Genomic DNA, 24638 nt, shown 5'->3' with positions numbered 1-24638 from the left:
CGTAGGACTTTAACCGGCTTTTTAATCTATACAGGCTTTATGCGAAAAACAGTCATAATACTAAGCCTTTTACTCAGTCTTTTCACACTAATAAGCGCGAAAGATCAAGGCAAGCAGGAATATATTCTTGTTCTCAACTCCGTCAACTTCGATGAAGCCTGGACAAACGGTGCCTATCAAGCCATTTACGAACATTTCATGGGATCGCAATATGCAATCGAAACGGAAGAACTGATGGTCCCGACCATTGCAAACACGGAGGAAGCCGGTATTAAGAGAAACTCTTTACTAAAGAAATTTCCCCAACGCCCCAAAGTCGTTGTCTTTATGGGCGATCCCGGATGGGTGGTATGTCGTCCCTTATTCGACAACGAGTGGAAAGATGTTCCCGTCCTGATCTGCTATTCACGTGAACTAATGCCGCCCAGCATAGAGGACCTCCTTTCACGGAATATATCCCCCGAGATGCTTGTCCCCGCCGATCGGATCATGAAAGGCTATAATGTAACAGCCTTATACCAGACCTTCTATATCAAAGAAACACTCGAACTGATGCAGCGTATACAGCCCGAAATCAAAAATATAGCATTCATATCCGACAACCGTTATATCAGCCTGTGCGCCCAACAGGAAGTGGAACAAACCATAGCCGATTATTATCCTTCACTGAAACTACACCTTCTCACCACAACCCGTATCTCCACCGAACAATTACTCGACACAATCTCCCGCTACAACAAAGATACCGGCATATTGTATTACTCCTGGTTCTCCAAACAACTCCAGGACCAAAGAAACTACCTGAACGACAATATACAACGGATCGTCTACGGTTTCTCCCATTACCCGGTATTCACCATTGCCGACCAGTTGGTGGAAGACGGCAACTTTGCCGGAGGACATTACATCTCACTATCGGACTACAGCCGTGAAACGATCCATACCTTAGAAAAAATACTCGAAGGCACCCCCGCCCATGACATCCAGCCACACACAGGAGGAACGCCACGTACATACCTGAACTACCGCCACCTGAAAATGCACAATACCGACAGCCACCTCTATCCCGGCGACGCCGTCTACTACCAACGTCCACCCAGTTTCTACGATCGTAACAAACTGGCCATAATCAGTATAATAGCACTGATCTGTGCCGTGGTCGCCATCCTCGTCATGAGACTCCGCTTTTACTGGCGGATGAAACAAGAAATACGCGAACGTGAAAAAGCGGAAGAAGCCAACCGCCTCAAATCGGCTTTCCTGGCCAATATGAGCCACGAGATACGTACCCCGCTGAATGCCATCGTAGGCTTCTCCACCCTCCTGGCCAATGAAGATGCCCTGGAAGAGCGGCAGGAGTTCGCAAGGATCATCGAGAACAACAACCAATTATTGCTTCAACTTATCAACGACATACTCGACCTCTCCAAAATAGAGGCCGGAACTCTCGAATTCACCTATTCGGATGTAGACCTGAACAGCTTGTTAACGGAAATAGAGCAAAGCTGCCAGCTCCGCAACAAATACCCGGAGGTTCAGATCTCTTTCGAAGAACGTTTGCCGCAATGTATCATCCATACGGAACGTAACCGCCTGACCCAGGTCATTACCAACCTATTGAACAACGCCATGAAGTTCACCACCCGGGGAAGCATCCGTTTCGGTTACCGACAGGAAGGCCATATGCTGCGTTTTTACGTACAAGATACCGGCTGCGGCATTCCGGCCGACAAGGTAGGATCGGTATTCGGCCGTTTCGTCAAACTGAACAATTTTCAGCAAGGTACGGGATTAGGACTTTCCATCTGTAAAACCATTGTAGAAAAGCTTGGGGGAGAAATCAAGGTGGAGTCGGAAGAAGGGGTAGGAACTTTATTCTGGTTTACCATTAAAATAAATACCTTTGTGGCATTATAACAAAACATCATTCGCCATGAAAAGAAACATGCTATTCCTGGCCGCCATCTGTTCCTGCTACAACCTATTTGCCGAAGAGGTGACAGTGAAACAGTTCAGATACGCCGGCCCCTACGAGGTAAAGAAGCCGTTCCTCAACGACAGCCTCGATGTAAACAGCAAGAAGTTCACCGAAAAAGAACTACTGAAAACAGCCGTCCCGTTCAGCAACGTCCGCCAAAGTACACAACTGCTGGATGCCAACGCCAACGGAGAAGGACAACTCCCTACTTCCTCCCAGCCCTATCAGATCGGACTAGCCTCCTTCTACCTCAACAGCGACCGATATGTAAAAGGTGACCTATTGGTAAAAGGTCCGGAGACATACGAAGTATATATAAATAATGAAAAGCAAACACCAGCCGACGGTAAGATCACACTCTCGCTGGAGCCCCACCGTTATGAGATCGTTATCAAATACCTGGCCGAAGCAAACAAAGCAGAGTCACTAAAAGTCACATTCAACACGGAAGCCGAAGCAGTGGTGACAGCCACTACCAACCCGGAAAAGCGATACACCATCAGCGAGGTATTTGACGGAACCCGTTTCCGTTCGGTAAGCCTTTCGCCCAACGGTAAATATCTGCTGACCGCTTACCAGACCACCTACCCCGGCGGTAAGACCGAGTCATACCAGCAAGTTACTGACAGGGCCACCGGGCAGGTCGTTATCGAAAACAGCAATAACAACTACAATTGGATGCCTAAAAGCAACCGCCTGTATTATACCCGCGAAGGAATGGAAGGCAAAGAACTGGTAACGATCGATCCCGCCACCCAGGCAGAAAGCATCCTTTCCCGTAACCTGCCCGATGGCTGGTTCGTATTCGCCCCGACCGAAAACTACCTGATCTTCACCGTTTCAGAAGAAGGGCCGAAGAAAGACAAGGATATGGAAGAAATACTTGTCCCCGACGACCGTCAACCCGGCTGGCGTAACCGTTCTTTCCTTCATAAGTACGACTTGGCAACGGGCCTGTTCGAACGCCTGACCTACGGATACAACTCTACCCACCTCAACGATATATCGAAAGACGGCCGTTATATCCTCTTCAGCAGCAGCGAGCGAACCCTGACCCGGCGTCCGTTCAGCATCAACACACTCTACCGCATGGATTTGCAGACCATGCAGACCGAAGCATTACTGAAAGACGCCTTTATCGGTCGTGCCGGTTTCTCTCCAGACGGAAAACTGTTGGCGATCGAAGGCTCGGGAGAAGCCTTCAACGGTATCGGATTGAAGATTGCACCGGGACAAACCTCCAATACTGCCGACGGGCAATTATTCATTTATGATCCGGAGAGTAAAGAAGTGTCTCCTGTAAGCAAAGACTTTGATCCGTCTATCCAGTCTTTCACCTGGAACAGCAACGATAAACAGATCTATCTCCAGGGCGAAGATAAAGATTGTGTCCGCCTGTATGTTCTCAATCCGTCTAACGGAAAGATCAATCCGGTTCCGTTGAAAGAAGAGATCCTTTCTGATTTCACCCTGGCAGAGGCGGCTCCCGAACTGGTTTATTTCGGTGAAAGTGCTTCCAACTCGCAGCGTCTTTACTCAGTCAACCTGAAAAAGAATACAACCGTTTGCCTGAAAAACCTGTCGGAAACCATATTGAAAGATGTCACACTGGGCGAGGTACACGACTGGAACTTCCAGGCTGCTGCCGGTGATACAATTTACGGACGCTACTACCTGCCTCCCCATTTCGATCCGAACAAAAAATACCCGTTGATCGTAAACTATTACGGCGGAACAAGCCCGACGGAACGTTCGTTGGAAAACCGTTATCCCTCGCATGCGTATGCCGCATTGGGCTATATCGTTTATATTATCCAGCCCAGCGGGGCGACTGGTTTCGGACAGGAATTCTCTGCACGCCACGTCAATGCCTGGGGGAAACGCACTGGTGACGAAATCATCGAAGGAACAAAGAAGTTCTGCGCAGAACATAATTTTGTAGATGCCAAGAAGATCGGTTGTATCGGAGCCTCTTACGGAGGTTTCATGACACAGTACCTGCAAACAAAAACGGATATATTCGCAGCAGCTATCTCACATGCCGGTATCAGCGACATTACAAGTTATTGGGGAGAAGGTTACTGGGGATATTCATACAGTTCGCTGGCAACGGCAAACAGCTATCCCTGGAATGCCCGGGATATCTACGTAGAGCAAAGTCCGTTGTTCCATGCCGATAAGATCAACACCCCGATCCTCTTCCTGCACGGTTCCGTCGATACGAATGTGCCTGTCGGAGAAAGTATCCAAATGTTTACCGCCCTGAAATTGCTTGGTAAGGAAACCGCCTTTATCCAGGTAAACGGACAAAATCATCAGATCTTCGATTATAAGAAACGGGCAGAATGGAATAACACAATCTACGCCTGGTTCGCCAAATGGCTGAAAGAACAACCACAGTGGTGGGAAGCCTTATATCCAGCCAAGTCCTTATAAAAAGAAAAGGGTGTGTCAAAACACCCTCTTCTTTTTTTATATATACTGTTACACTATTCCTCGCATCCGGTCTTCGAAAGCAGTCAGGGCCGCTTTTGCGCCTTCACCCATCGAAATAATGATCTGCTTGTAAGGGACAGTCGAAACATCACCGGCCGCATAAATACCCGGCACACTGGTACGGCAATGGCTATCGATCACAATCTCGCCCGGACGGTTCGTATCCACTACCTCACGGAAAGCACCGCTGTTGGCTGCCAAGCCGATCTGGACAAAGATACCATCCAAATCGATTGTGCGTTCCTGCTCAGTCTCACGGTCTTTGACACGGATACCGGTCACTTTTGTTCCGTTACCGATCACCTCCATCGTCTGTGAACTTTTGAACACTTCTGCATTCGGCAGGCTATACAGTTTATCCTGCAATACCTGGTCGGCTTTCAGCGTATCGGCAAATTCCAGGACAGTCACTTTCGAACAGATACCAGCCAGGTCGATAGCCGCCTCGATACCTGAGTTTCCACCACCTACAACGGCAACATGCTTTCCTTTATAGAAAGGACCGTCGCAATGCGGACAGAAGGCAACGCCGCGTCCGATATATTCACTCTCACCGGGAACGTTCAGCTTACGCCAGCTTGCTCCCGTAGCTACGATCACGGCAGGGGCTATAAGTTTATCGCCGGTAGAGGTTGTCAATATTTTATCCTTTCCTACCAGTTCAACCTTATCCACCCGACGGTGTTCAAGGATATCGATAGGATAATCATTCATGTGCGACATAAGGTCGAGAGCCAGTTGCTGACCGGTTGTCTGAGGAACGGAAATAAGGTTTTCTATTCCGACCGTTTCTTTCACCTGACCGCCTACACGGTCGGCCACTACAGCAACTTTCAACCCTTTGCGTGCGGTATAGATAGCGGCCGCACTTCCGGCAGGGCCACCGCCCACGATAATGACATCGTAATTCTTTTCCACTACCGGCAACTCTTCTTCTTTCACCCCATACCGGGCTTCCAGTTTAGCCAGCAATTCGCCGAAATCGCCACGGCCTACATGGAGCAGTTTACCGTCGGCAAACACAGAAGGCACGCCCTGTACTTTCATTGCTTCCACCTCTTCCTGGTTGATCGCGCCGTCTACCATCTCATGGCTGATCTCCGGGTTCAGGGTAGCCATTGCATTGAGTGCCTGTACGACATCGGGACAGTTCGTACACGTCAGCGACACATACGTTGTCAGTTTGATCGGGCCGTTCAGGGCTTTCACCCGGTTACAGATGCTTTCGTCGGGTATATTCTTTCCTTTGCCGTCGCTATTCAGGATAGCCAACAGTAAGGAGGTAAATTCGTGTCCGTTAGGAACACCACGGAATTTGATACCGGTCTTTTCCCCATTCTTCAACAGAGAGAATTCCAGTCCTTTGCCGTCTGTCACCTGAACGGAAATCTTATCAGAGCAGGAAGCTAAATCATTCAGAAGTTCCAAAAGTTCTTTCTGACTTTCGTGTTCAGGGGATACCTGAACATCAAACATATATTCGTTCGTCAGTCCGGCAAAAATACCGGATAACTGATTTTTCATTGATGAGTCTAACATTATTAAATCCTTCTATATTATACTTGTTCTTTTTTCTCCTGACTTGAGAGTTGTTTCATAGTAGTGAAACACTTGTTTCACCTAATAGAAACAGTTGTTTCACTACTATGAAACTAAAATACTCTCAAAGACAAAAAAGGCCGACAATATAGTTGCCGGCCTCCGTTTATTATTCTTAGATCTTGCCGACCAGATCAATGCTCGGCTTCAGTGTTTCACCACCTTTTTTCCACTTGGCAGGGCAAACTTCACTCGGGTTAGCTGCGATAAACTGGGCAGCTTCTACTTTACGAAGCAGTTCGTCTGCATTACGGCCGATACCGTTATCGTTGATTTCAGCCAGTTTGATCTTTCCTTCCGGATTAACCAGGAATGTACCGCGGTAAGCCATACCGTCTTCTTCGATCATCACACCGAATGCACGGCTCAGAGCACCTGTGGGGTCTGCCAACATCGGGTATTTGATCTTACGGATCGTTTCAGAAGCATCATGCCATGCTTTGTGTACGAAGTGTGAGTCTGTACTTACAGAGTAAACCTCTACGCCCATAGCCTGGAACTGATCATATTTGTCAGCCATATCTACCAGTTCAGTCGGACAAACAAATGTAAAGTCAGCCGGGTAGAAAAAGAAGATAGACCATTTGCCTTTGATATCTTCGCTGCTTACCGTTTTGAAACTTCCATTCTGAAATGCCTGTACTTTAAACTCGGGTGCTTGTGAATTGATAATAGGTTCCATTGTATTTACTATTTTAATTGTTATTACTATTTGTTTTTGTTTCTGATGCAAAGATAAGTTGCCGATTTGAGGTAAGAACAAAAAATCCAATCGAAAGGTTTTATGTGCTCATAGACAAAATCTTTGAGTATCAGTAAATCACGTTTATAATCCGGTGCTATTTACCTGAGCAACAACGCCCATCGCACTGGATACCGGACATTTCAAACTCGAGTGTGGCATGCTGGATACCGACATGTAAAAGGTCATGTTTTATCTCCTGTTTGATACGTTCCATTTCTGAAATATTACAGATGGCGATATGTGCGGTAAGGGCCGTTTCGGTAGTACTGATCGCCCATATATGCAGGTGATGCACTCCCTCTACACCCTTCACCCCATGAATCACATATTCCACCTTGTCGATATCCGTACCCGCAGGCACACCATCCAACGAAAGTCGGATACTATCGCGTAGTAACCCCCAGGTGGAAACAATAATGACAATAGCTATCAGCAAACCGATGATCGGGTCGATAATATACCATCCCGTATGAGCAATCACGATACCGGAGATAACCACACCGATCGAAACCAATGCATCGGCCGCCATGTGCAGGTACGCCCCCTTTACATTCAGGTCCTTGTCTTTATCCTTCATAAAAAGCCAGGCCGTCAGTGCATTTATAACCACTCCTACACCAGCCACCCAGGCTATGGCATCCCCTTCGACCGGTTGCGGATAAAGCAGCTTCCCTATACTCTCGGCAATAATGATACCGACGGCCACCAGCAGGATAACCGCATTCAACAGGGACACCAGAACGGTACTTTTCTTATATCCATACGTATATTTACAGGTAGGATGCACCTTCGCCAGCCGGAAAGCCAGCATGGCAAGCACGAGGCTCGCCACATCCCCCAGGTTATGCCCGGCATCCGATAATAAACCGAGCGAATTATACCAGAAGCCTGCCGCAAACTCAGCAACGACAAACGCCAGATTCAAGGCAATACCGATAATAAAGGCTTTATTCAAAGAGCTTATTTCGTGGTGATGATGGTCGTGATGATGTTGTTCCATATTCGTTCTTAGTTTTATTTGAGTAACAATATGGGACAAAACTATGTTTTTCCAGACAATAAAAATATACCTGATTGTAGGTAAAATGTCATACGGTTATACCATGTCTTATTTGAAATTCGCTACCTTTGGAGACGAAGTAAATTAAAAGAAAAAGAATATGAGAAGGATCTGTTTTTTCATCCTTTCGGTAGGTGCACTATTGTCTTATATCGTCGGTTTCACAGCCTGTGGCCTGGCGGGAACACCCATCGCCAAATCGGCACCGGAAAACAACCCCAGTTACAAAGTCGAGTATCTGTTTGAGCACGATGGTTGTAAGGTATACCGGTTTATGGATATGGGGAATTACATCTATTTCACCAACTGCCAGGGAGACGTAACGAGCATCGAGAACGACAGTGTCCGTATTGTCAATAAGATACGCAGGCAACCGGTAAAAATCCACAGGGAACCGATTGAATAAGGTCACACGGTGATGCCATGTTTCTTAAATATCTCTTTTGCATTTGCCAGACGTTCGGCAGACAGGGGCTCTACGTCCTTTAGTTTATAATCTATTCCTTGCGCCTCATATTTATACGCGCCCATCGTATGATAAGGCAGAAGTTCTGCTTTCTGAACCACCTTATATCGACTGATATATCCGGCAAGTTTGTCTAAGGCTTCATCATTATCAGTCAGTCCGGGAACAATGACATGACGAATCCACACAGGAACACCACGCTTCTCCAACTCATCCAGGAAACGCAATGTATTATCCAGCTTTACAGCCGTCAGACGAGGATGTAATTCGGGATCGATCGTTTTTATATCCAGCAGTACCAGGTCGACCTGTTCAAGTACCTCCAGCGCTTTCGGGGTACAGATATAGCCGGATGTATCCAATGCCGTATGAATACCTTCCTCCCGGCAAAGACGGAAAAACTCAGTAAGGAATTCGGCCTGCAACAAGGGTTCTCCCCCGGTAACGGTTACGCCGCCCTTAGCAATGAAATTCTTGTACCGCAATACTTCCGCCAGCAACTCGTCCGGCGCCATCCGGTATTTAGCACCGCCCTTACTGTCCCAGGTATCCGGGTTATGACAATACAGGCAACGGAGCGGACAACCTTGCATAAAGACAACAAAACGTATCCCGGGACCATCCACAGTCCCAAAACTTTCTAAAGAATGAATTTTCCCTGTAAGCATATATCTTAAAAGCCGACCGATTCCCGTGTCAGACACGGGAACCGGAGCTTCCTTTCATTAACCTTTATAAAGAGTGATTGATTGTTCTTGAAATTACATCCAACTGCTGTTCGCGTGTCAACTTCACGAAGTTTACCGCATAACCGGATACGCGGATAGTCAACTGCGGATAGTTTTCCGGATGCTCCATGGCGTCGAGCAACAGTTCCTTGTCGAACACGTTTACGTTCAAGTGCTGTCCGCCGTCAGGAGTAAAGTAACCGTCCAATAGGCCAACCATATTGGCGATCTGAATATCACGTTCCTTACCCAGCGTTGCAGGAGATACGGCAAAAGTATAAGAGATACCGTCGTGTGCATGCTGGAAAGGCAGTTTGGCAACAGATGCCAGTGCAGCGATAGCCCCTTTCGTATCGCGTCCGTTCATTGGGTTGGCACCCGGAGCAAACGGCGTACCGCCTTCGCGTCCGTCGGGAGTAGCCCCCGTCTTCTTACCGTATACCACGTTGGAGGTAATGGTCAGGATAGACTGTGTCGGAGTCGCATTACGGTATGTCTGGTGCTGGCGCAAATATTCCATGAACTTTTCAGTGATGTCGACAGCGATACTGTCGGTACGGTCGTCGTTGTTACCGAAAGGAACATATTCGCCTTCGCGTTCGAAACCGACAGCCAGGCCACGTTCGTCGCGGATTACTTTCACTTTTGTATCGCGGATAGCTGCCAACGAGTCGGCAACGATAGAAAGACCGGCAATACCTGTTGCGCGGATACGTTCCACAGAACCGTCGTGCAGAGCCATTTCAAAAGCTTCGTAAGCATATTTATCGTGCATGTAATGGATGATCTTCAGAGCGTTCACATAGACTTTAGCCAGCCAGCGCATCATCTGTTCGTATTTCTCCATCACTTCGTTGTAATCCAGATATTCGCTGGTGATCGGTTCGAACCGGGGAGCAACCTGTACACCCGAACGTTCATCGCGGCCACCGTTGATGGCGTACAACAGACATTTAGCCAGGTTGGCACGTGCACCGAAATACTGCATCTGCTTACCGATCTTCATCGGCGACACACAGCAGGCGATGCCATAGTCGTCGCCATAATCCGGACGCATCAGATCGTCGTTCTCATACTGGATAGCCGAAGTATCGATGGATACCTTCGCACAGAAACGTTTCCAGTTTTCAGGAGCGTTGTTGAACCACAATACTGTCAGGTTGGGTTCCGGCGCCGGGCCGAGGTTGTATAATGTATGCAGATAGCGGTAAGAGGTCTTCGTCACCAGTGAACGGCCGTCTACCCCCTGTCCGCCCAGAGACTCAGTCACCCAAACAGGGTCACCTGAGAACAGGTCGTTATATTCCGGAGTACGAAGGAAACGAACGATACGCAGTTTGATGATAAACTGGTCGATCAGCTCCTGCGCTTCTTCTTCCGTCAATTTGCCTTCGCGGATATCTTTTTCAATATAAATATCGAGGAAAGTAGAGGTACGTCCCAATGACATGGCCGCACCATCCTGGTCTTTTACGGCAGCCAGGTAACCCAGATATACGAACTGAACAGCTTCGCGTGCATCCTTGGCCGGTTTCGTAACATCGAAACCATAACCGGCACACATCTTTTCGAAGGCTTTCAAAGCCTTGATCTGTTCGGAGATCTCTTCACGGCTCTGAATGATTTCTTCGGTCAGTTCCTGTATATCGAGTCTTTTCAGATAATGTTTCTTTTCTGCGATCAGGATTTCCGTACCGTAAAGGGCTACGCGGCGGTAGTCACCGATGATACGTCCGCGTCCGTAAGCATCCGGCAGCCCGGTGATGATAGCGGAACGACGTGCGGCAAGCATCTCCTCCGTATAAGCGGAGAATACGCCTTCGTTATGCGTCTTTCTATATTTCGTGAAAATTTCTTTTGTCATCGGATCCAGCTTGTAGCCGTAAGCTTCCAGGCTGTTTTCCACCATACGTGTTCCGCATTTCGGGTAAATACCACGTTTCAGAGGGGCATCGGTTTGCAGGCCGACAATTACTTCGTTTTCTTTGTCTATATAGCCCGGTCCGTAAGTATCTATACCTTGAGGGTATTTTGTTTCAGCGTCGTAAACACCCTTTTCCCTTTCCACCTTAAACATTTCGGTCAATTTATCCCAAACTTTCTTAGTCTTGTCTGAGGAGTCTTTCAAGAAAGTGTCGTCCCCTTCATAAGGTTTGTAGTTGTTTTGGATAAAATCCCTTACATTAATCTCTCTTTTCCAAATCTCACCTTTGAACTGCGCCCAGTTCTCGTTTTCAAACTTCATACCTATTTTGCTTATTTCGGTTTTTAACTTATCGGTACAAAGGTACTGCTTTTATACGTGACAAGAAACTATTGCACAGCCAGGATATACGCCAAATAGTCAAAATCACTACAAATAGTTACTAAAAAGGGCCCTTAACAGGGGGGTATCGCCTGTTTTAGGTATCACTGGGCATGGTATGATAAATAATACAAAAAAAGATGAATATGAATCTTTAAGATCACAAATTGTGACCTTAAAAAATTAATGAGAGCCTTTGTTGCTATCCGCCAGCTGATCGCTAAACCTATCTTGTTTTATCTGTTTTTGTTCTCCCTTACGCAAACTTCATTATCAATACCGGGTCAATATTCAATCTCTCATACAAACGTTTTGCCATTCGCATAGAAATAGGACGTTTCCCAGTCATTATCTGACTGAAAGTAGATTCTTTTACATCCAAATAATCAGCTGCCTGGCGTTGTTTTAAAGAACGCTTCTTCAACTCTTTTTCTATTGATACAATAAGAGGTGACTTGAATTTTAAACTTTGGGATTTATAATACAGAGCTTCATAATCAGCACACATACCGCCTACACGTCCTATTTCACGTGTGTATTCGTTGTCTGCATCAGGTTCCGCCAAGGCTCCATTTGCTGTTGCTTCATTGATAAGCACATCTACATAGGTCACAGCTTCATTATACAATTCAAGCGTGTCTATGTGAGTAATATTTTCAAATTTTCTTTCCATTCTCTTTACGTAATTAAATTATTGAACAATCTATCCTGTCATACTCTTCATGTGTGCCAATAAACTGTATAGACAAAAGTCCGGCAACAAAAGTCGCCACTACGACCATTCTATAACTATTACCTTTTATATTAAAGACATATCTACCATTTCCTACATAGTCGGCAGAAGGAAAATCCAGTTTCAAATCCGCATGATTCCGCCAAGCAGCTTCTTCTACTTTGTCTACCCACCGCTGAAGTGGACGAACAGCATCTACATGCTTTGTCGAAAATTTACCAATACGCTCTCTATGTAGTATTTTCATTCCAATCTATCTTTATGACAAAGGTATAAAAAACTTCACAATACGCAAAGCTTTCGCAGCAATATCACATTCGTTCCCGTACTTAACACAGAAAGCCCCGGCAGGAGTTTCTGTCGGGGCTTTGTTTTGTCTGTTTTTGCTCTTCACAGAGATCGAACAGAAGAACTTTATTTCATTACTTTAGTATTAATATCGACTGCTTGTTCGCCCTCGCGGGATACTTGGTTGATTCTTGTCCGATATCACCGCGCAGTCAAATTTAAATTTATTGATTATAAATAGTTTCTTATTTTACGATAGCCTTTACAGCTGCTTCGCCTTCTACAGCTACAACAACTACACCTGCAGGAGCAGCGATAGTAGCATTGTCAGAAGAAAGAACTGTGTTAGCAATTGTCTGACCAAGAACGTTGCTGATAGCAACTTTCTTACCAGCTGCACCGTTGATAATTACGGCACCTTCTTTAGCGATTACACTGATTGAAGAAGTTGTGATATCTTCGTTAGCTACAGGATCACCTTCGTAGTTTTCTTCGATACCGAATACATCACCTCTTTCGAAATCATTCACAACTACAACTGTACCATTGATCCATTTCAGGTAACCTTCGTTAGTTGCAGCCTTTTCAATTTTATCAACATCAGTTTCCGGAGAATACGGCTTCCACTGAGTCTGAATTTTGAATATCTTTTCTGCACTATCCACATAACGGAAAGCGAACTTAGCTACGTTGAACTCAGGAGAATCCATAGCAATCTTCACAGCTTCACCACCCTTACGAGTTACATACAATGTATCGCCAGCATGAACACCTTCTACGAATGACAGCTTGGCAAGGCTTTCACCTGCTTCAACTTCATTGATATATGGATTGCTGTGGATATGGTCTACACCGTAAACATTAGCAGTATCGATCAGGTTGATCAGGAAGCGACCGTGAACAGCTCTGTTTTCTTTTGCATCTGCACAAGGACCACCATTAGCATCTCTCCACTCGTCTGTGTTGTGAGTCGGGTTGTACGGGCAATAGTAAGACTTTTCAGGATCTACATTTACAGCCAGTAAATACTGGTAGCAAGTGTTCAGTTCACCGTCAACATCTACACGGTTGATATAAGCTGTATCTGCAAAAATAGCCGGATTTACCTTGAACTGATTTACATTATCAATGTTCAGGAAGCTCAAAGAATCATTTTCGACAACTGATTTTGCATCCAGTTTTTCATACAATACCTGTGAGTTATTTTCGTTACGGAACAACTTGATTGTGTCACCCCATGCAGCAGCAATTTTATGATATTCAGGAGAATCAGCTTTTTCAACAACCATCAGAGAGTTCTGATCTTCAGCATAGGTCAGCATATTCTTCAAAGAACCCTTGTCTGCACTGTTGGCAACAAATACTTTGTTATCATCCAATTTAGTTGCAGCAGGAGTTGCTTCTGTTACTGCCGGAGCAATTCTTACGAAGTTATAAGTGTCATTCGGTTTCTTCTTCAGAGCGAAACGAGCAGCATCCTGATCTTCGTTATCCTTGTTTTCAGGATCACAGAAATAGAATTCATAACCTTTACCTGTTTTGTAATCAACAAATTCACGGTTAGAAGCATTCTGGAATGCATACGGAAGGATAGCCAATGTATCTTTCAATGCATCATCACCTGAAGTTACGATCTTACCATCTTTCAATGTTGCAAATGTCGTGTAAATAAATACAGTATCAACTTCTGTATATTCACCTTCATTATCCGCTTTCATTGCAAAACGCAGGTTCCATTTCTGGGCATTTTCCTTTTCAGCAGTCATACCGATCTGATGGCTTGCTTTGTCAGTATGGTTTTCAACGAAATAAGCATTGTTATTTCCTTCGATAGCATGATACTGACCCAGATAGAAGTTTTCATTTCTCAATACGTTTGCAGTTGTCTGCATGTAACCATCAAAGTTGATCTGACCTTTTGCAGCTGTTTTGTTCAAAGTTACAAGGTCATCATTGAATGCCGTATTATCAGATGTAACAATAAACTTATCGCCATCTACTTCACGCAATTGCACATTTGCAATCTTAATGCCGCTTTCACGGTTCTGCAATGTGAAGGTATTATTATCCAAATCGGCAGCGATTACAGCCCACTGTGCTTCCGGAGAAGACAATAATACTGTACTTGCTGGTACATAATCCGCAGCATTATCTGTCGGATCTGTTCCATCCTCATTAGTTACAGCCAAAACACCTGCATACTTATACTCTTCGCTATTGTCTTTTGCATTTGCTCTTGTATCAGCATAAGAGAAATTCAGGTACTGTCCTAACAATTTCTTAACATCGTAGACGTTGCTTGCACCCAGTTTGATATACGGCAACTTAGCATCAGCAGCGATAGAAGTTGTCAGATAATATTTGTTATCATTGAACAAGATAGAAACATTACCTTTATCTACTACAACTAATTTAGAGATCACATCAGGATTACCTTGAGCATACTGGAACTGGAATTCAGACAAGTACTGACCTGTTGTTCCCTTATCGATTTCTTTCTGAGTTAACCACTTGAATTCACCGATAACATCACTACCTACAGTACCCTTAGTATCCAATACTAATTTCTTAGCATTTTTACCTTGGTCTAGCTTTTCGTTATTCCACAATGCGACCTTAGTTGCAGCGTCGTCACCTTCCGGATACATTTTTTGCTGCAGTACATCGACATTTTCAATCGTTTTATCTTTGTTTTTGTCTTTATCGTACTTAACAGTCAGCTCGAAGCCCGGATTAAGGATGCTATTTAATTTAGCCTGTGTATGAGCCAAAGCAAAAGATTCGTAGAAACCGATAACGGCAGTAGCTTCAGAATCAGCCGTATTTGCATCTATCTGAATCATTTTACCACCTGCAGTCAAAGTAATACCTTGACCTACATATGCTTCGTTTGCTTCAAATGAAGTTTCGCCACTAACAGTCCATTTATAAGGTTTATTATCTGCACCTTTAGCCAAGCTAGTGAAGCTATAGAAAACTTTTCCATTCAGTTCTGTTTTTGCAACAGACCACAAGAAGTTTTTATAACCTTCAATATCATTTGCAGAAATACTTGTTTCAACAGTCGCTGTTGCGCCAGCTTTCAAATATTTGTTGGTACCCAATGTAACTACGCAATAACCGGAAGGAACTGATGTTGCCAGTTTATAAGATCCTTCAACAATATTCTGGCTGCCTGTTACAGCAATAGTTGATGCCGGAGCAGCAGTTGCATTTACACTTGCTGATGCATAAAGAGCAGTTCCAGCTAAGTTAGCAGCAGCAACAGAAGTAATCGCATTATCTTTTACAGCAAACTCAGAACCTGTTCCTGCCAATGTGTAAGTCACAGAGCCAGCAGCTCTTGCAACAACATCAGCCACAACCAATTGAGTCGCTTTTTCTTTTGCAGCAACAGCAGCAACAGAAACCAACTTTCCTTCTGCCCATATCCAAGATGCATTATAAGATTGTGCAGCAGTAGGAGCAGCTTTTAATGTTTTTACGACTAATTTACCATCTTCAGATGCTACTGTCAGATAACCGTCTTCTGTCTGGAAATAAACAGGAGCTTTGTAAGTTTTAGACGCATCAAATGCATCCAAAACAACTTCACCGTTGTCACTTACATTCAAATCAAAGCCGGGAAGCGCATTTTCATTGTTTGAAGCGTAAACACCGAAGTCGATAACAACACCTGTTGCATCAAGAGAACACTGAGAAGCTTCAATCTTTAAGTACAACTCACCTGTAATATCAGTATTGTTACTAAAATCATCAACATTTGCCAACTTTAGCTTACTACCGTCTTCGATAGTAAACAAAACTGGCAATGAATATTGAATTTCTTCGGCTGACAAAGTCAAAACCTTACCACCAGCTGCTGAGTTTTCACCATTTACAGCATAAAAAACCTTGCCATCTGCAGCCTGTAATTTATACTTACCTTTCTCCGCTTCCACTAATTTCCAAACAGGAGATTCTGCAGTTACAGCATCTTTATCAGCCTTGGCTGCTTTTCCATCAGCCCCTAACAACAAAGTGTACTCAGTACTACCATCGGCATTAATGCCCGTACCGACCAAATAAGAACCACCAGCTGCCGGTGTTGAAACCTCAATCACCTTAGCATCCAGCGTTGTCCAAGCACCGGCTGCCAGAAGGACAGCCACTAACGTAGAAAACTTTTTGTTCATAATTTAAAATTTAATATTAATAATAGTGTTATAAAAACTCGCTCACAGCCTACTCTCGGTAGGCTTCCAAATGTTAATGACTAGCTAAAACGATCGTTTTTTCTCGTCACTGTTTTTGAGAAATTTCGATTTGATGACAAAAAGCAGTAATTTCGTACTCGCTTTGCTATTCTGTTGATAAGAAAGAAGATAGGAATGGAAAAAAAATTGGAAGAAATGATTGGTATTTCAAAATGATGCAGTACCTTTGTGACGAGAAAAAACGATCGATTTTTTTAGTCAGTCTTTTTTCGATCTCTCGCCTTGCTATTCATAGTTTATAGCCTTATATCCAACAAATGTTAAATAAAGTCGGTTTTTGGATGGATAACTATCCGTTTCACCTCCGATGCCTACTCATTTTCTACGGGTAACTACCCGTTATTTGTCCGGTGCCTACCCATTTACAAGGGGATCGGCAAGGAGGAAGAATACGATAAAAAGTCTCAATAGTTTCAAAAGTCTCTACCCCTTTTTCGAAATAGTGACATTTTTCCCCGAGTCCGTTTTATCATAGTAACCCGCACCTAATGAGATCAATAAATCATACATCTGCGCCTTTTTCAGCATACGGAACGCACTCGAACGGCTGATCCCGCGGACAACCGCCTCTTCCACCAGCGTTGCTGTTTTAAACTTATCCGGCATGGCGGCAAACAGGTCGCGCTGGGCTGTGTGCATCTTAAAATGCTGCTCAGTATCGCTATGCTTCAAGGTGGTGCTTACCAGCATCGAATGACGCAGGCAAACAGTACCGATATGGAAAGCCACATCGAAGTCGGCATCGGTTATGCTGCAATGTTTTAACTTGACTTCTTCCTCCGCTTTGCGTAAGGCGGTTAATACCATGGCAATACGGAAGATAATCAGGCGGTGACGCAACACGACCGAGGTAACGTCGTCATTACCGAACACGCGTACATTATAATATTCGCGTGAGAAATAGCGGTCGAGCTTCTTACGCTGACGGTCGGTGAAACTTACAAACGTCTCCGATTGTTCGAGGAAGACGGCCATCAGACGCAATCTTTCGCCCAGTTCGCTGAAATAAGAAGCATTCTTCGGATCATCGTCTGCGGAGGTCAGGCAGCGATAGGTGCCTCCTCCGACAATATGGTAGATCAGGAGACGGCTGAAGAGGCCGTTTTCGGTAGAGGGTACGAGCTTGGTGAACATGCCGGGAGTACCGGTTAGAAACATACCCAGTTTCGGACGCTCAACGATGTTGGTACCATTGGTTTTCGAGGCACAGCTCACCCGTTCGCCGTGGAATGCCTGGTTGAGAATGTATCCGTAGCCGCCAAAATCCTGTGCCATGGTGTTGTTCACCGACTCGAGTTCGGTTTCAAACAAGAAGGAAGCATAAGGGGCGTTTATTTCCAACTGCGCGATCATACGCGCGGTAGTCGTGTAGCCACCCATGTGAAGCTGCTTTTGGTACACCGGGCGGGGACATTCAGGAGGAATACCGGCCGGCTTTTTAGTTCGCGACTGGCGTTGCTGTTGTTTGTAGCCCTCGTAGGCTTCCTTTTGCACATTATATTCCTCCACCTTGCGGAACGAATCATCGTAGACAGAACGCTGCCAGGGTTCTATCATTTTAAACACCCGGCTGACACAGCCCTTGCCACTGCCCGAGGGGCCGGTCACGACAGTGTAGAACGGGGGATAATAGATTTCGTTCTGCATCGAGCCTCTCACATTCGGGAGCGCGGTACTAATCATGGTGAGTGCGGCGAGCAATATCAGGTCGTGTTCCGTATCGTCGGCGGCCGGCTTCAAAGCGTCCGCGAGAAGACTCGGAAGAGTGGCCAAAAGGGGTTTTTCGAAGTGAGGAAAATCACTCTCTACGGGTTCATAATCAGGCTCCATAGAGAAACCTTCATCCGAAAGTGCATCTTCGGAAACGGGGGTGATACTTTTGAGATTTTTGATACTTTTTTTCGTCGCCATACCCGGTAACTGACGGCAGGAATTACTGCCGTGGGCAGATCGGTAACGGCGGTAAATGTCGGACACGGTAGTAAGGATTTCTTTTTCACCGAAACCCGGAGCGGTGTAGCGGTAGAGACATTCGGCCACTACTTCGCTTTCGCCGAAGCCGGCACTGTTGAGAGCCGAGGCCAGCTTAACCATGTAGCTATGGCGGCCACCGTCAGCAAAAGGATTGCCGGTTTCAAACTTGTCGATGTAGTTGGACAGCGAACGGGGTTCCGCCTCAGAGAAGACATCAGCCTTGTCGGGGCCAATGGGGATGCACACCGCTTCGGCTTCTTCCTTATAAAAGGCTGACGGGTCGTAGCTTACAAAACAACCGCGGTTGGGGTCTTTGCCCGAAGGGTCTACCTTCACGCCCGGCAGGTCGGTTTCGAGCAGGCGGCTCACCACTGCAAAGGCCTGGGCGTGGTGTTCCATATCGCTGTCTACCAGCACGAAGAGCTTGAGACCGGTACCCGATGGGCTGATATGGCCTGCTTTTACATAGGGTAGTTCTTTGGCGCGGCCAAGCAGTTCCGAGGGTGATCCGGACACATGGTCGAGGTCGCCCACCACGCAGCCGGAGTAGTCTACCAGGTGCTCACGTTTGCGGCCGCCTGCCATCCGCCCGCCTGCCACGAGCAGGGGAAGGTTCTTCTTACAGATACCCGCTTCTTCCTGATGGCCGGAGGTGACCAGGGCGCGAACGTTTTCTACTTGTTGTTTATACTTACCGTTTACCACATCGGCTAAATAGCCACCGAGGGTAACCGCCGTGTAAGAGGTGGTGTCGAATGCTGTTCTGAACAGGGTACATTCGACGGTTTGATTAACTGGATTTCTCATGCTGAATCAATTAAGTTTAATACTATCAGGGTTCTCCCAAATGTTCGATCAATACGCCGACTTGCTTCGGCGTGTAGAGTTTCTGGAACTTCACCCACCCGGCGGCTTCCAATTTGGCCTTCAGTCCGCGCGAAGTGCGTATCCATTCCCACATACGTTTATAGGCAATCACCGGTGTCCGGCCGGGAAAATACAACTGGGCGAATTCCGTTACCCCATACGCTCTCCTCCAGGGAGACAGTTCCGTTTTTTTGTCTTCCATACAATTCTATTATTTAATATATTAAGATAGCACAATATACGTATTATATTAATACATTGTTAGATTCGGAGGGGATATTTATCTACAAAATAACACATTATGAATATTTTATATATTCACTCAAAACAGTTTAATATTCAAAATACAGAATATCGATAAAATTCAGTTCTATACAACAGATAGTTACATTAACCATTGTTCTCTTCTTCGCATGCGCCGATGCAAAATAAAAAAGGAACCATCCTTCACAGGATAGCTCCTTTTTTATGCCGGAAACAACCAATAAAAACATTCCGACATACGTTTAATCATCTTATATGCTTACATAATTAGCAAAAAGGTTTTGATATAGCGATTATACTAATAGTGTTACTTTCTTTTTACATTGCAAAGATAGGGCTGCCCGCAAGAGTACACAATACCTATTACTGAGTAAAAAAAGAGGCATCGGCTACCTATTACGGGTTATATTCCTCTTTTAAGCCAAAAAAAGAGCCATTCTTCACAGAATGACTCCTCTTTTATATGAAAGGAACAACCAATAAAAAATCCCTTTCATTTGGGTATTTACCTTATAAATAATAGGTGTACATAAAAATCAACAATTTCGGTTTCGGCCAGGACGATTATACTAATAGTAAAACTTAATTGATGATGCAAAAGTAAAGTCATATAAAAGTACCCGCAATACCTATATATATGTAAAACTTACTTATCTCTAACCATTAATGGGGATTTTACAGCATTTTTCCAGCAAAACACCATGCAATACCTACAAATAGGTAACATCGGGCAATTTATACCTACTATACGCGATTGCGCATACTTTTTAACCGCCCTAATTTTGCCAAAAATTACAAAAGGCAATGAGAAAATTAACAAATTTGTTGGCTATCACTCTACTTGGATCTTGTGCAACAGCCTTTGCAGAGAGCAATGAAGAGCCGACAGCGGCAGAAAAATCAGCAGAGATTTATGCCAGCGGTTATGATAAAATCCGCTTTGGTGGTTATGGAGAAATGGCTGCAAGCTATATGGATTATGATCAAAACCGTTTTGGGCCAAACGGTTCTTATAAAAAAGACAGAGGTTCAATTTCTATCCCCAGATTTGTACTTGCATTCGATTACAAATTTAGTTCATCCTGGATACTTGGAGCCGAAATAGAATTTGAATACGGAGGTACAGGTACCGCACGTGAAATAGAGTGGTTTGAAGAAAATGGAGAATATGAAACTGAAATAGAAAAAGGCGGTGAAGTAGCCCTTGAGCAATTTCATATTACAAAACTAATCCATCCGGCTTTTAATATACGAGCAGGCCACATTATTGTTCCCGTGGGATTAACCAATTCAAATCACGAACCAATCAACTTTTTCGGTGTGTATCGTCCTGAAGGAGAGACAACAATATTACCTTCAACTTGGCACGAGAACGGTATTTCATTCTTCGGGCAGTTTGCTAAATTTGATTATACTGTTATGATGGTAGCCGGTTTGGACGCCAATGGTTTCGGCAAGCAACAATGGATTGCATCCGGAAAACAAGGTGCTTTTGAAGTTGACAATTTCAATAGCCCGGCTTTTGCTGGGCGATTAAATTATAGTGGCGTAAAAGGACTTCGCTTGGGAGTTTCCGGTTATTACAATGGAAAGCCGACCCGCAACGCATCAAAACCCAACAAAAATTTAAATTCATCTACCGGTAAATGGATTGATGCTCCAGTCACAATCTTTACAGCTGATGCACAATATAAAAGTCCCGGCAATAAACTGATTGCACGCGCAAATATTGTTTATGGGAATGTACAAGAAAGTTTAGCTCTTACAAATGTAAACAAACGTCTGGGTTCAGCCACCGGCTACCCACGCACACCAGTAGCGAAAGCTGCTGTCAGCTATGCAGGTGAAGTTGGGTACAATGTCGGTTCTTTGTTTAATGAAAAATCTCCGCGTATCTACCCTTTTATTCGTTATGAATATTACAACCCAATGGAAAAGACAGTAAAAGGAATAACAGCCGACAGACGGCTACAAGTTTCAGCCTGGACAGCCGGTATCAATTACAACGCGTTACCGAACTTGGTTGTAAAAGCAGATTACACAAACCGACAAATTGGTGGAGGAGATTATAACAGTGAAAATATGGTCTCTGTTGGAATTGCCTATATCGCTTGGTTCTTAAGCAAATAAAAAGTATAAATAATTAAATATTACGCAATGATGAAAAAGAAAAATGTTTTAGTAATGGCTATGATGGGATTAGCCGTTTTATTTTGTGGAACATCTTGTAGCGAAGACGAAAATACTGATGGTCCCAATAACGGTAGTGAACTTACCGAAGAAGAAATGGATGCAGCCATTGCCACATATGTAGATGGCATTGTCCTTCCAACTTACAAGAATATGCTAGATAAAGTAACCATCTTCAAAAATAAAGTAGATGCATTTGTTGCTAGTGGTAATCAAAATGATTTAAATGTTGCTTGTCAGGCTTGGAGAGATGCACGCGAACCATGGGAGTTTAGCGAAGCGCACTTAGGTGGCCCTGCCACTAATTTGAATTTAGATCCATCTATGGACTCTTGGCCTTTGGATAAAGAAGGTATTAATACAATAATCAAATCCGGAGACTTTTCTGAGCTAGAAGGATATGATGATGATAATATGGAATTAAGAGGTTTTCATACTGCTGAATATATGCTTTTCTTTGATGGTCAACCTCGTGATTTATCAAAAATTCAAGATGAGATCGACCTTACTAATACCAATTTAAAGAAATATCTTCAGATCGTTGTTAACGACATTCTTAAAGATACAGAAACACTTTATAATGCCTGGGCTAAAGGTTTAGAAGATGACGATACATATTCCACCCCTTATGGAGAAGCATTAAAGAAACATGATGGAACAAATGGTATGACTTCTGCAGAAACTGTATTGGCAACCATTCTTTCAGAAGAAGGAGGCATGGCTAATATTGCTAATGAAGTAGGAGAAGCAAAAATAGGAGACCCTATAACGAACTATAAAGAAGATCCCGAAAAAGGTTTGTTATCTGTAGAATCATGGTATAGCTGGAACTCGATTACTGATTATTCCAATAATATTAAAGGAGTCAAGAACTGCTATTTAGGGAGTCTAGATGGAAAAGTAAATGCTTCAAGTCTATCCGCATTAGTAAAAAAGTTGGATACATCATTAGATACTAAAGTTCAGGAAAAAATCAATGCAGCTATTGCAGCTATCGAAAATATCCCTGCTCCTTTCCGTAACCATCTGGATGTAACAAAATACCCACAAGTTACAGTTGCACAGGATGCTTGTGCTGAAGTTGTAGAGGTTTTGAAAGAAGTACGTACTAAGCTAGGAGCCAATTAATATCAATAGATAGTTCTTTACATAAAAATCTGAAACTAAGTTCTGCTCTGACCGCTTCTAATGACAAGCGGACAAAGCGGGACTTAGTCTTTACCACAATAAACAATATCGTTTTATGAAACAAGTTATTCTTCCTATAGTATTATTGGCCGGTATTTTATGTACAGCATGCGAAGATGGGTTGGATGATACGCTGATAAAAAAACCAAATGGCACTGTTGCCAAACCGGAAGAGTTATCAGCTGGATATTCCACTATTTTCTCTACAGGTCCAGATGCATATGATATGTCAGCGGAATGGGTAACCGGAGAACTAAACAGTCGCTTTAACCGTGGGAATAGTTTGTATGATACATCCCGAGGCGTAGATGAAAACGGAGGATTAGGTGGACTAGGCCCGGTATATGCCGGATATTCCTGTGCCAGTTGCCATAAAGGAGCTGGCCGAACAAAACCAACCTTATTCACAGATGGAGGTTCAGGCAATTATGGTTTCTCTTCTGTTTTGATTTACATTACTCGAAAAGGTGGTGGCTTTTTTCCTGAATACGGACGAGTGTTGCACGATCAGGCTATTTACGGATCTAAACCAGAAGGGAAATTAAAAGCGACCTATACGGAAAAGGAATACAAATTCCCTGATGGTGAAAAATATAGCCTTATCACTCCCCATTATGAGATCACAAATTGGTATGCCGACAGCATCGCACCTAATGATCTTCGTATTACAGTACGTATTCCGCTTCGACACGTAGGAATGGGACAAATGATGGCACTCGATTTGGATGAGCTCCAAAAGCTAGCTGCTCAAAGCAACTATCCGGAATATGGAATAAGCGGTCGGTTAAACTGGATTACCGAACGAGGTAAAAAACAGATTGGAGTATCCGGTAATAAAGCCCAGCATGCCGACCTGACAGTCGAACTGGGTTTCTCTTCCGACATGGGAGTTACCAACGACCGTTACCCGGAAGAAGTTTGCGAGGGACAAACGCAAATGATGGGATTTGCCAATTATGGTATTCAGATTTCCACGTTGGATATGGAAAATGTGGACCTGTATATGCAATGTTTAGGAGTTCCGGCACGCCGTAATGTAGCAAATGAAACTATAAAACGAGGCGAGGAAATGTTCTACGAAGCTAAATGTCATTTATGTCATACCGTCACCTTACATACACGTCCCCGAGGAACAGTTCTACTAAATAATACACAACTACCTTGGTTAGGAAGCCAGGTAATCCACCCTTATTCAGACTTTTTACTCCACGACATGGGTCCTGGACTGGATGACGACTATCAAAGTGGATTGGCCATGGGGTGTGAATGGAGAACAACTCCTTTATGGGGAATCGGTTTACAGGAACTGGTTAATGGTCATACTTATTTTTTGCATGACGGACGAGCCCGTAACCTGACGGAAGCCATTATGTGGCATGATGGAGAAGGAGCGGCATCACGTATTCTATTCTCCCGCATGACTAAAGACGACAGAGAAGCCCTGCTTACTTTTCTCAAATCATTATAAACAGAAATTCAATCTATCAAAATAGATAAACCA

Annotated in this window: 16 protein-coding genes; 6 read left to right on the top strand and 10 right to left on the bottom strand. The window is 44.3% G+C overall.

Annotated features, from left to right (window positions below; genetic code table 11):
- Positions 1-39: 39 nt before the first annotated feature.
- Both M1P97_RS14690 and M1P97_RS14685 read left to right on the top strand, forming a co-directional pair.
- Positions 40-1917 (top strand): sensor histidine kinase, encoded by a 1878-nt coding sequence (locus M1P97_RS14690; RefSeq protein ID WP_195372515.1) that lies wholly within the window; start codon positions 40-42, stop codon positions 1915-1917.
- Positions 1918-1933: 16 nt separating this feature from the next.
- Positions 1934-4414, top strand: coding sequence for a S9 family peptidase (locus M1P97_RS14685; RefSeq protein ID WP_249389475.1), 2481 nt, complete (start codon positions 1934-1936; stop codon positions 4412-4414).
- A gap of 48 nt (positions 4415-4462) precedes the next feature.
- On the opposite strand, the gene ahpF is transcribed toward M1P97_RS14685, so the two are convergent.
- The 3 genes from ahpF to M1P97_RS14670 all read right to left on the bottom strand — a co-directional run bounded on the left by ahpF (position 4463) and on the right by M1P97_RS14670 (position 7818).
- Complete coding sequence (gene ahpF / locus M1P97_RS14680; protein ID WP_195372513.1) at positions 4463-6013, bottom strand: alkyl hydroperoxide reductase subunit F; 1551 nt, start codon at positions 6011-6013, stop codon at positions 4463-4465.
- Between the two features lie 175 nt (positions 6014-6188).
- Positions 6189-6755, bottom strand: coding sequence for an alkyl hydroperoxide reductase subunit C (ahpC, locus tag M1P97_RS14675; RefSeq protein ID WP_195372512.1), 567 nt, complete (start codon positions 6753-6755; stop codon positions 6189-6191).
- A gap of 157 nt (positions 6756-6912) precedes the next feature.
- On the bottom strand, positions 6913-7818 hold the full coding sequence (locus M1P97_RS14670; RefSeq protein ID WP_195372511.1) for a cation diffusion facilitator family transporter: 906 nt from the start codon (positions 7816-7818) through the stop codon (positions 6913-6915).
- A 160-nt stretch (positions 7819-7978) separates the two neighbouring features.
- On the opposite strand from M1P97_RS14670, the gene M1P97_RS14665 reads away from it, so the two are divergent.
- Positions 7979-8284, top strand: a complete 306-nt coding sequence (locus tag M1P97_RS14665) for a DUF4884 domain-containing protein (protein ID WP_195372510.1) — start codon at positions 7979-7981, stop codon at positions 8282-8284.
- A 2-nt stretch (positions 8285-8286) separates the two neighbouring features.
- Here M1P97_RS14665 and pflA read toward each other — a convergent pair whose 3' ends face one another.
- From pflA to M1P97_RS14630, 7 genes are all read right to left on the bottom strand, one after another.
- The gene (gene pflA, locus M1P97_RS14660) at positions 8287-9012 is read right to left on the bottom strand and encodes a pyruvate formate-lyase-activating protein (protein WP_195372509.1); all 726 of its coding nucleotides are present in this window, start codon (positions 9010-9012) and stop codon (positions 8287-8289) included.
- A gap of 64 nt (positions 9013-9076) precedes the next feature.
- The gene (pflB, locus tag M1P97_RS14655) at positions 9077-11317 is read right to left on the bottom strand and encodes a formate C-acetyltransferase (protein WP_195372508.1); all 2241 of its coding nucleotides are present in this window, start codon (positions 11315-11317) and stop codon (positions 9077-9079) included.
- 316 nt (positions 11318-11633) lie between these two features.
- On the bottom strand, positions 11634-12050 hold the full coding sequence (locus tag M1P97_RS14650; protein WP_195372507.1) for a helix-turn-helix domain-containing protein: 417 nt from the start codon (positions 12048-12050) through the stop codon (positions 11634-11636).
- Positions 12051-12063: 13 nt separating this feature from the next.
- Positions 12064-12357, bottom strand: a complete 294-nt coding sequence (locus M1P97_RS14645) for a type II toxin-antitoxin system HigB family toxin (RefSeq protein ID WP_195372506.1) — start codon at positions 12355-12357, stop codon at positions 12064-12066.
- 286 nt (positions 12358-12643) lie between these two features.
- A complete protein-coding gene (locus M1P97_RS14640) occupies positions 12644-16573 on the bottom strand; it encodes a DUF6383 domain-containing protein (protein ID WP_249389474.1) in 3930 nt (1309 codons plus the stop codon).
- Between the two features lie 504 nt (positions 16574-17077).
- A complete protein-coding gene (locus M1P97_RS14635; protein WP_249389473.1) occupies positions 17078-19435 on the bottom strand; it encodes a DUF3987 domain-containing protein in 2358 nt (785 codons plus the stop codon).
- A 25-nt stretch (positions 19436-19460) separates the two neighbouring features.
- Positions 19461-19697, bottom strand: a complete 237-nt coding sequence (locus M1P97_RS14630; RefSeq protein ID WP_195370708.1) for a DUF4248 domain-containing protein — start codon at positions 19695-19697, stop codon at positions 19461-19463.
- An 866-nt stretch (positions 19698-20563) separates the two neighbouring features.
- Between M1P97_RS14630 and M1P97_RS14625 the strand changes: the two genes are divergently transcribed.
- The 3 genes from M1P97_RS14625 to M1P97_RS14615 all read left to right on the top strand — a co-directional run bounded on the left by M1P97_RS14625 (position 20564) and on the right by M1P97_RS14615 (position 24605).
- Positions 20564-21889 carry an outer membrane beta-barrel protein gene (locus tag M1P97_RS14625; RefSeq protein ID WP_249389472.1) on the top strand — a complete coding sequence of 442 codons (1326 nt, stop codon included), beginning with the start codon at positions 20564-20566 and terminating at the stop codon, positions 21887-21889.
- Positions 21890-21916: 27 nt separating this feature from the next.
- Entirely contained in the window at positions 21917-23077 is a 1161-nt protein-coding gene (locus M1P97_RS14620; RefSeq protein WP_249389471.1) for an imelysin family protein, read from the top strand.
- Positions 23078-23192: 115 nt separating this feature from the next.
- The gene (locus M1P97_RS14615; RefSeq protein WP_249389470.1) at positions 23193-24605 is read left to right on the top strand and encodes a di-heme oxidoredictase family protein; all 1413 of its coding nucleotides are present in this window, start codon (positions 23193-23195) and stop codon (positions 24603-24605) included.
- Positions 24606-24638 lie beyond the last annotated feature (33 nt).

It is taken from the genome of Parabacteroides leei (assembly GCF_023369805.1).
GTDB lineage: Bacteria > Bacteroidota > Bacteroidia > Bacteroidales > Tannerellaceae > Parabacteroides > Parabacteroides leei.
Note: the sequence above shows the minus strand (reverse complement) of the source record. Positions and strands in the feature narration are given on the sequence as shown.

Bases quoted from the DNA above. Each gene is read 5' to 3' on its own strand.
- ahpF (WP_195372513.1), bottom strand. From the start codon at position 6,013: ATGTTAGACTCATCAATGAAAAATCAGTTATCCGGTATTTTTGCCGGA.
- M1P97_RS14625 (WP_249389472.1), top strand. From the start codon at position 20,564: ATGAGAAAATTAACAAATTTGTTGGCTATCACTCTACTTGGATCTTGT.
- M1P97_RS14645 (WP_195372506.1), bottom strand. From the start codon at position 12,357: ATGAAAATACTACATAGAGAGCGTATTGGTAAATTTTCGACAAAGCAT.
- M1P97_RS14635 (WP_249389473.1), bottom strand. From the start codon at position 19,435: ATGAGAAATCCAGTTAATCAAACCGTCGAATGTACCCTGTTCAGAACA.
- ahpC (WP_195372512.1), bottom strand. From the start codon at position 6,755: ATGGAACCTATTATCAATTCACAAGCACCCGAGTTTAAAGTACAGGCA.
- M1P97_RS14615 (WP_249389470.1), top strand. From the start codon at position 23,193: ATGAAACAAGTTATTCTTCCTATAGTATTATTGGCCGGTATTTTATGT.
- M1P97_RS14690 (WP_195372515.1), top strand. From the start codon at position 40: ATGCGAAAAACAGTCATAATACTAAGCCTTTTACTCAGTCTTTTCACA.
- M1P97_RS14640 (WP_249389474.1), bottom strand. From the start codon at position 16,573: ATGAACAAAAAGTTTTCTACGTTAGTGGCTGTCCTTCTGGCAGCCGGT.
- M1P97_RS14685 (WP_249389475.1), top strand. From the start codon at position 1,934: ATGAAAAGAAACATGCTATTCCTGGCCGCCATCTGTTCCTGCTACAAC.
- M1P97_RS14650 (WP_195372507.1), bottom strand. From the start codon at position 12,050: ATGGAAAGAAAATTTGAAAATATTACTCACATAGACACGCTTGAATTG.
- M1P97_RS14620 (WP_249389471.1), top strand. From the start codon at position 21,917: ATGATGAAAAAGAAAAATGTTTTAGTAATGGCTATGATGGGATTAGCC.
- M1P97_RS14670 (WP_195372511.1), bottom strand. From the start codon at position 7,818: ATGGAACAACATCATCACGACCATCATCACCACGAAATAAGCTCTTTG.
- pflA (WP_195372509.1), bottom strand. From the start codon at position 9,012: ATGCTTACAGGGAAAATTCATTCTTTAGAAAGTTTTGGGACTGTGGAT.
- M1P97_RS14630 (WP_195370708.1), bottom strand. From the start codon at position 19,697: ATGGAAGACAAAAAAACGGAACTGTCTCCCTGGAGGAGAGCGTATGGG.
- M1P97_RS14665 (WP_195372510.1), top strand. From the start codon at position 7,979: ATGAGAAGGATCTGTTTTTTCATCCTTTCGGTAGGTGCACTATTGTCT.
- pflB (WP_195372508.1), bottom strand. From the start codon at position 11,317: ATGAAGTTTGAAAACGAGAACTGGGCGCAGTTCAAAGGTGAGATTTGG.